We start from the raw sequence: 6,529 nt of genomic DNA on the forward strand, positions 1-6,529 counted from the left end.
CAGCGGCTCGAACAGGCCTTTCTCGACACCGCGCGGTACGTCGATGGAATCGATCACCATCACGTCCCAATCGCCCGGCTGCGACTGATCGACGATCGCGAGCCCTGCGCCTGTGCCCTCGAATTCCTTGACGTTGACCTTGACGTTGTTGGCCTCCTCGAAGGGCTGCAGCAGCGCCGGATCGGAGTGGTCGCACCAGATCAGCGCGTTGAGATCGGCGGCCTGAGCGCCGCCAGCGGCGAGCAGTGCCACAGCAGCGCAGGCGGCTCCGAGACGGGACTTCAGGCTGGAAAGCGGATTCCGGACAGTCATCGAGTGTTCTCCCTGCCTTGCTGGCTTGTTGAGGAAAAGTTGAACCAATTCTAAAATTGAGTCAATTATGATTTTGTGGCAGAGAGGCCGATATGAGCGGATTGCGCGCACGGCAGAAGGCGGACAGGCACCGCCGCATCATCGATGCGGCGACGGAGCTTTTCCGTGAGGCCGGCTATGAAGGCGCCAAGATCGAGGCCATAGCTGCGCAGGCAGAGGTCTCGATCGGCACGATCTACAATTACTACCAGAATAAGGGTGACATCCTCGGCGCCATCGTCGCTATGGAGGTCAACGAGGTGCTGAATGCCGGGCAAGGCGTGGTCGGCAGCCCGCCGGCCGATGTCTGCGACGCGCTCGACAGGCTGATCGGCATCTATATCGAGCACTCGCTCAATTACCTGAGCAAGGAGATGTGGCGGCAGGCGATGGCAATCTCGACCCAATTGCCCGACAGCCCTTTCGGCCAGGCCTATACCGCGCTCGACCGCGCCTTGACCGAACAGATCCGGGCGCTGATCGCCCGCCTGCAGGAGATCGGCCTGGTGCGGTCAGACATCGACGGCCCAGCGGTGGGCGAGTTGATCTTCAACAACATGAACATGATGTTCATCGAGTTCGTGAAGCGCGACGAGGCGAAAATCCCGGAGCTGCGCGCGGCGATAAGGCGGCAGAACCGGATCTTGGTGGCTGCGATCGGCGTATAGAAGATCAAGAGCGAGCAGGTAGAGGGCTTTCAGCAAAGCGTCGCGGCCGAACGTACTCACTGACGGTTGATCAGCCACAGAATGGTCGAGAGAACGACACTGATCAGAATTCCCGTGGTGATGGGAACGTAGAGCCTGAAATTCTCGCGCTCGATCACGATATCACCGGGCAGCCTGCCGAGGCCGATCCTGGTTACCCAGGGCCACAGCAGGCCAGCGGCAACTATGCTGAGGCCAATGACGATCAGAGTTCGCGACATGGCAGCACCTGCCGGAAATAGCGCATTGCCAGAATATAGTGATGCTCGAAAGCTGGCAGAGCGAAGGATGGTGCCCCCGGCAGGGATCGAACCCGCGACCTTCGGTTTACAAAACCGCTGCTCTACCAGCTGAGCTACAAGGGCACGGCGCTCCGGTAGCACATTTCGTGCGCCAGTAAAGACAAAACTCCGTTTTGGGTTGCTAATGGACCGCTTGGCTTAGTCGGCATGCTGAAAAGCGGCGCGCCGCTTCCTACATCTCTGTCGGGTGCAATCGCGTCGAACGGGGTGTCGCATGATTAGATTCGTCATCATCCTACCGCTCATCGTCGTGACCTGGCTTCTCCTGATGAAGGCCGTCAGCGATCTGAAGAAGGCCAACATCGACTGGACGGGCGTCACCACGATCATCGGCTTCATCGTGCTGGCCTTCTGGCTGCGGCACGTGACGGGAATGGGGTGAAGGGGAGTGAATGGTTAATGGTGAAAGGCGGCGTTTTCTCGACCATTCACTCATTCACCCATCCATCGAACCTTTTGCCGCCGCTCCGCCACAACTGATCACCAGAGGCGAATGGTCGCCTCGATCAGAGATAGGAGCAGTCCCGAAAGATTTGAGCCGCTTCCGGGCACTCAAAAAAAATCAGAAAAAAACTTCGAACCTTTTCCGCGCTGCAACGACAGATGATCAAGAGGCGGATGGATCGCCTCGGTCAGGAACCAAGGAGATCATCATGTTCAAGCGCACGCTCGTTTCGACCCTTATCGCCACCTCTGTCGCCGCCGGCACGCTGGCCGGCACCGTCCAGCCTTCGGCCGCTCACGACCATCATCACCGCCGCGAGCTCGGCATCGGCATCGCCGCCGGCGTTGGCGGCTTCGTCCTGGGCAACCTGCTCGCTCAGCAGCCGCGGACGGTCTATGTCGAGGATGGCTACCACGGTTCCTGGCATGTTCGCCGCTGCATGGCCCGCTATGCCAGCTACGATCCGGGCTCGAACACCTACATCGGCTACGACGGCTATCCGCATTACTGCCGCCTCTGAGAGCAATTCCAGGAAAAGCGCATAGCGGTTTTCCGTCCGGAATTGCGTAAAACAGAGGAGAGCCACCGTCTCGGCAACCGGAAAGGGGGCTTCGCGGCCCCTTTTTCGTTTGGTGCTACGAAGTCTTGGCCTCGATCGCCAATCCCGCGCTGCGGCAAGCGCCGGCAATGGCAAGCCCGGCATTAGACGTTTCACCGCTCATCGCGACAAGTTCGAAGCTGTTTCCGGCATCCGGGTTGACCTTGGCAATGAAGGCTTTGCCGTCGCTGGAGCCGCCGGCCGAGCGCTTGTCGTCGACAAAGCCGCAAACCACGATCTCATGGCGGCCGTTCAACGTCCGCTCACCGGCAAGCATCGTCCCGAACTTCGCCGAGACTGGATCCTTCAAGTGCTGGCGGACGCCGGCGGTAATGATCTCCTCGAGGGCAAGCGAGATCGGTATGGAATCGACGCGCTGCCCGTTCGAGTCCGGCACCGGTGTCGTGGCAGCGCATCCGCAAAGTGAAGCGGCGAGCAATAGTTGAACCGTTTTCCGCATCCACGCCCTTTCGCATGCATTCGAACGCCTCGGCAAGACGGCAGGGCCCATGCAGCCGAGGGTGTACAGCGATACGTTTAGTCCGGCCGTCCCGAGATGGTGGCCAAGAGCGCGCTGCCCGGCGCATGACGCCGGGGTCATGCGCAAACAAAAGCTGTCGCAGTCAGTAGACTTTCACGCCGCCGATCATCTTCGTCACCTCGGCCGCGGCCTCGCGCACCAGCGGACCGATCTCGGCCAGGCGCTCGGGCGTCACGCGCACCGTCGGGCCGGACACGGAAACGCCGCCGATCGGCTCGCCGAACTCGTTGAAGATGGCAGCGGCGACGCAGCGCATGCCGGGATGGCGTTCCTCGTCGTCGACCGACCAGCCGCGATGCTTGATGGTCGCCAGATCATGAGCCAGCGCCGAGATGTCGGAGAGCGTCTTGTCGGTGAAGCGCTGCAGGCCGGCCTTGCGCAGGATGGCGGCGACCCGCTCCGGCTCGAGATGCGCCAGCACCGCCTTGCCGATGCCTGATGCATGGAAGGAACTGCGCGTGCCCGGCCGGAAGAAGGCCCGGATCGCCTGATGCGTCTCGACCTGACTGACGAAAACCACGCAATCGTCCTCGGCGACGCCCAGATTGGCGGTCTCGCCGGTCTTTTCCATCAGTTCCTGCATGACGATGCGGGCGCGGTCGACTAGCTTGCGGCGGCGCAGGAAGGCGGCGCCCATGCGGTAGGTCTCGACGCCGATCGACCAGAGCTGGTCGGTCGAGTCGAACTCGACCATGCCGTGGTTCTCCAGCGTCGTCAGCATGCGGTAGGCCGTTGAGGCGGCGATGCCGCTGCGCGCCGCGATCTCGCTCAAGGACAAGCCGCTGGCGTCCGCGACGATCGCCAGGATGCGCAGCGCGCGGTCGAGCGACTGCACTGAAGCCGCTTCCTGCGGGCCGTTGAAGGCACGCGGCCGGCCGCGTTGGCGTTTTTCCGTGGTTTCCATGCACGCATTCTCCGCAATTTCGTGCGGAGCACAATGAAAAAGTTTTTCACTAGCCCGTCGTGGCGATTTTCTGGAAAAGGAAAAGATCAGTGAATTCAGCCAGGTACAACAGTTTCCTAGAAATGAAAAAATATTCTGAAAAAATTGAAAAATCGAGAACGCGCTGGCATTCTAAAGCCAACCAACGAAGTGGAGGCTGAACATGGCCAGGATGCGCGCTGTCGACGCGGCGGTTCTCGTTCTAGAAAAGGAAGGCATCACCAATGCCTTCGGCGTGCCGGGCGCGGCGATCAACCCGCTCTATTCGGCGCTGAAGGCGCGCGGCACCATCCGCCACGTTCTCGCGCGCCATGTCGAGGGCGCCTCGCACATGGCTGAAGGTTTTACCCGCGCCAAGGCCGGCAATATCGGGCTCTGCATCGGCACCTCAGGTCCGGCCGGCACCGATATGATCACCGGGCTCTATTCCGCCTCGGCGGATTCCATTCCCATCCTCTGCATTACCGGGCAGGCGCCGCGCGCTCGCCTCAACAAGGAGGATTTCCAGGCCGTCGACATCGCTTCGATCGCAGCACCCGTCGCCAAATGGGCCGTCACCGTCATGGAACCCTATCTGGTGCCGATGGCGCTGCAGAAGGCGTTCCACCTGATGCGCACCTCGCGACCTGGCCCGGTGCTGATCGACCTGCCGCTCGATGTGCAGCTTGCCGAGATCGAATTCGACATCGAGGCCTATGAGCCGCTGGTTCCCTTCAGGCCGGCAATGACGCGCGCCCAGGCCGAAAAGGCTTTGGCAATGCTCAACCAGGCGCAAAAGCCGCTGATCGTCGCCGGCGGCGGCATCATCAACGCCGATGCTTCCGATTTGCTGATCGAGTTCGCCGAAGTCACCGGCGTGCCGGTCATTCCGACGTTGATGGGCTGGGGCGCGATCCCCGACGATCACCGGCTGATGGCCGGCATGTGCGGCCTGCAGACCTCGCACCGTTACGGCAATGCGACCATGCTTGAAGCCGACTTCGTCTTTGGCATCGGCAACCGCTGGGCCAATCGCCACACCGGGTCGGTCGACGTCTACACCAAGGGCAAGAAATTCATCCATGTCGACATCGAGCCCACTCAGATCGGCCGCGTCTTCGCGCCGGATCTCGGCATCGTCTCGGATGCGGGCGCCGCGCTGAAGATGCTGCTCGACGTCGCCACCGAGTGGCGTACGGCCGGCAAGCTGCGCGACTGGTCGGGCTGGGCGAAGGAATGCCAGCAGCGCAAGAAAACCATGAAGCGCAAGACGCATTTCGAGCAGGTGCCGCTGAAGCCGCAGCGCGTCTACGAGGAGATGAACAAGGCGTTTGCCCGGGACACGACTTACGTGACTACGATCGGCCTGTCGCAGATCGCCGGCGCGCAATTCCTGCATGTCTACAAGCCGCGCAACTGGATCAATTGCGGCCAGGCCGGCCCGCTCGGCTGGACGCTGCCGGCCGCGCTCGGCGTGCGTGCCGCGGATCCCGATCGCGCCATCGTCGCGCTCTCCGGCGACTACGACTTCCAGTTCATGATCGAAGAGCTGGCGGTCGGCGCGCAGCACAAGCTGCCTTACATCCACGTCGTCGTGAACAACGCCTATCTCGGGCTGATCCGCCAGGCGCAGCGCGGCTTCTCGATGGACTACGAGGTGAGCCTCGCCTTCGAGAACGTCAACCGGGCAAACGATCCCGGGGCCGGCTACGGCGTCGACCATGTCGCGGTCGCCGAGGCGATGGGCTGCAAGGCGGTTCGCGTGCGCAAGCCGGAAGAGTTCGCCAGCGCCTTCAAAGAGGCTGAGCGGCTGATGAAGGAACACCAGGTCCCGGTCGTTCTCGAATTTATCCTTGAACGTGTCACCAACATTTCCATGGGCACCGAAATCGACAAGATCACCGAATTCGAGGAGCTTGCCGAAAGCCACGAGGATGCGCCGACGGCGATCGTGATGCTCGATTAAGGTCCGGGAAAGAAGGAGCAAAAGAATGCCGCGTTTTTCAGCCAATCTTTCGATGCTCTTCGGGGAGCACGATTTCCTAGACCGTTTCGATGCCGCTGCCCGCGCCGGCTTCAAGGGCGTCGAATATATCGGGCCGTACGACCATGCGCCGGACGTTGTTGCCGCTCGCCTCAAGAAGAACGGCCTGACACAGGTTCTCTTCAACCTGCCGGCCGGCGACTGGGCAAAGGGCGAGCGCGGCATTGCCGTGCTACCCGACCGCGTGCCTGAATTTCGCCAGGGCGTCGCCAAGGCGATCACTTATGCGCACGCGCTTGGCTGCGAGCAGGTCAACTGCCTCGCCGGCATCGCGCCGCAGGGTGCCGATCGCACTACTTTGGAAAACGTCTTTGCCGAAAATCTCGCTTTCGCGGCCGAAAAGCTGGAGCAGGCCAGCATCAAGCTGCTGATCGAGCCGATCAACACTCGCGACATTCCGGGCTTCTTCCTGAATTACACCGATCAGGCGCTGGCGCTGATCGACCGCATCGGCTCGAAGAACCTGTTCCTACAATACGACATTTATCACATGCAGATCATGGAGGGGGATCTCGCCCGTACCATCGAGGCAAACCTTGGCCGCATCGCGCATATCCAGCTTGCGGACAATCCCGGCCGTCACGAGCCGGGGACGGGCGAGATCAATTATCCCTTCCTC

Annotated in this window: 8 protein-coding genes, 1 tRNA gene and 1 pseudogene; 5 read left to right on the forward strand and 5 right to left on the reverse strand. The window is 61.5% G+C overall.

Annotated elements, in window-relative coordinates:
• Window positions 1-312 (reverse strand): annotated as a pseudogene (locus tag EOA60_RS13750) (spermidine/putrescine ABC transporter substrate-binding protein); the annotation flags it as partial.
• Window positions 313-404: 92 nt separating this feature from the next.
• Between EOA60_RS13750 and EOA60_RS13755 the strand changes: the two are divergent.
• Window positions 405-1,019: a TetR/AcrR family transcriptional regulator gene (locus EOA60_RS13755; protein WP_095824699.1), complete on the forward strand. Its 615-nt coding sequence runs from the start codon at window positions 405-407 to the stop codon at window positions 1,017-1,019.
• Window positions 1,020-1,075: 56 nt separating this feature from the next.
• On the opposite strand, the gene EOA60_RS13760 is transcribed toward EOA60_RS13755, so the two are convergent.
• Window positions 1,076-1,279, reverse strand: coding sequence for a DUF2905 domain-containing protein (locus EOA60_RS13760; protein WP_067321527.1), 204 nt, complete (start codon window positions 1,277-1,279; stop codon window positions 1,076-1,078).
• 68 nt (window positions 1,280-1,347) lie between these two features.
• Window positions 1,348-1,423, reverse strand: a tRNA-Thr gene (locus tag EOA60_RS13765).
• 151 nt (window positions 1,424-1,574) lie between these two features.
• Here EOA60_RS13765 and EOA60_RS13770 point away from each other — a divergent pair.
• Together EOA60_RS13770 and EOA60_RS13775 are read left to right on the forward strand one after the other, a co-directional pair.
• The gene (locus EOA60_RS13770) at window positions 1,575-1,742 is read left to right on the forward strand and encodes a hypothetical protein (RefSeq protein WP_082953745.1); all 168 of its coding nucleotides are present in this window, start codon (window positions 1,575-1,577) and stop codon (window positions 1,740-1,742) included.
• Between the two features lie 271 nt (window positions 1,743-2,013).
• Window positions 2,014-2,325 (forward strand): BA14K family protein, encoded by a 312-nt coding sequence (locus tag EOA60_RS13775; RefSeq protein ID WP_066989901.1) that lies wholly within the window; start codon window positions 2,014-2,016, stop codon window positions 2,323-2,325.
• Window positions 2,326-2,440: 115 nt separating this feature from the next.
• On the opposite strand, the gene EOA60_RS13780 is transcribed toward EOA60_RS13775, so the two are convergent.
• Together EOA60_RS13780 and bhcR are read right to left on the reverse strand one after the other, a co-directional pair.
• The gene (locus EOA60_RS13780) at window positions 2,441-2,863 is read right to left on the reverse strand and encodes a hypothetical protein (RefSeq protein ID WP_095824698.1); all 423 of its coding nucleotides are present in this window, start codon (window positions 2,861-2,863) and stop codon (window positions 2,441-2,443) included.
• A gap of 163 nt (window positions 2,864-3,026) precedes the next feature.
• Window positions 3,027-3,848: an HTH-type transcriptional regulator BhcR gene (gene bhcR, locus EOA60_RS13785; RefSeq protein ID WP_095801326.1), complete on the reverse strand. Its 822-nt coding sequence runs from the start codon at window positions 3,846-3,848 to the stop codon at window positions 3,027-3,029.
• A 202-nt stretch (window positions 3,849-4,050) separates the two neighbouring features.
• Here bhcR and gcl point away from each other — a divergent pair, with 202 nt between their 5' ends.
• The gene (gcl, locus tag EOA60_RS13790) at window positions 4,051-5,832 is read left to right on the forward strand and encodes a glyoxylate carboligase (RefSeq protein WP_095824697.1); all 1,782 of its coding nucleotides are present in this window, start codon (window positions 4,051-4,053) and stop codon (window positions 5,830-5,832) included.
• A gap of 25 nt (window positions 5,833-5,857) precedes the next feature.
• Window positions 5,858-6,529: 2-oxo-tetronate isomerase (gene otnI / locus EOA60_RS13795; protein ID WP_164899299.1), on the forward strand; the 672-nt coding region annotated here is incomplete at its 3' end.

Origin of the sequence: Mesorhizobium sp. M1A.F.Ca.IN.020.06.1.1, from assembly GCF_004023265.1 — a bacterium.
In the GTDB taxonomy this organism is placed as follows: domain Bacteria; phylum Pseudomonadota; class Alphaproteobacteria; order Rhizobiales; family Rhizobiaceae; genus Mesorhizobium.

Coding starts and splice junctions, on each gene's coding strand:
- EOA60_RS13755 (WP_095824699.1), top strand. CDS start 405: ATGAGCGGATTGCGCGCACGGCAGAAGGCGGACAGGCACCGCCGCATC.
- EOA60_RS13760 (WP_067321527.1), bottom strand. CDS start 1,279: ATGTCGCGAACTCTGATCGTCATTGGCCTCAGCATAGTTGCCGCTGGC.
- EOA60_RS13770 (WP_082953745.1), top strand. CDS start 1,575: ATGATTAGATTCGTCATCATCCTACCGCTCATCGTCGTGACCTGGCTT.
- EOA60_RS13775 (WP_066989901.1), top strand. CDS start 2,014: ATGTTCAAGCGCACGCTCGTTTCGACCCTTATCGCCACCTCTGTCGCC.
- EOA60_RS13780 (WP_095824698.1), bottom strand. CDS start 2,863: ATGCGGAAAACGGTTCAACTATTGCTCGCCGCTTCACTTTGCGGATGC.
- bhcR (WP_095801326.1), bottom strand. CDS start 3,848: ATGGAAACCACGGAAAAACGCCAACGCGGCCGGCCGCGTGCCTTCAAC.
- gcl (WP_095824697.1), top strand. CDS start 4,051: ATGGCCAGGATGCGCGCTGTCGACGCGGCGGTTCTCGTTCTAGAAAAG.